The sequence below is a fragment of the Acinetobacter sp. ANC 3882 genome (assembly GCF_022549545.1).
GTDB lineage: Bacteria > Pseudomonadota > Gammaproteobacteria > Pseudomonadales > Moraxellaceae > Acinetobacter.
In genome coordinates this window covers 1-413 of the sequence record NZ_JAKZGB010000026.1, presented here as the reverse complement: position 1 = coordinate 413, position 413 = coordinate 1, and the positions used below count along the sequence as shown (strand labels likewise).

The window sequence follows — 413 nt, the reverse complement described above, 5'->3', positions numbered from 1 at the left end:
GGAACGTTCACGCTCCACGTACCGCCTGCCTGTACCGTGGTGTTGTATACCGTACCATTTACATTCACAGTCACTGCATCACCGACCGTGAAGCTGCCAACCACTGAACCGCTCACGGCTTGAGTGGCGCCTGCTTCTACCGCATTGATGATGTTGTCACCGGTAATTGGATTGACCACCACCACTGGTGTGGTGATGTCTACGGTATAGCTCGCATCTGCAGTTGCATTGCCCACGTTACCTGCTGCATCGGTCGCTGCAATGCTGACGTTAATGACTTTGTCGGCATCCAGTACCAATTGCCCGCCGGCAACTGTCACGGCCCACGTACCCCCTGCTTGTACGGTCGTGGTCAGGTTCACGCCATTGACGTTCACTGTCACCACATCACCGACCGTGTATTCACCTGTCAC

General features: G+C 55.2%; 1 protein-coding gene. It reads right to left on the bottom strand.

Features of this window, described 5'->3' with window-relative positions; genetic code table 11:
- A partial coding sequence (locus MMO42_RS18110) for an Ig-like domain-containing protein (protein WP_241321580.1) occupies positions 1-413 on the bottom strand: 413 nt, incomplete at both ends.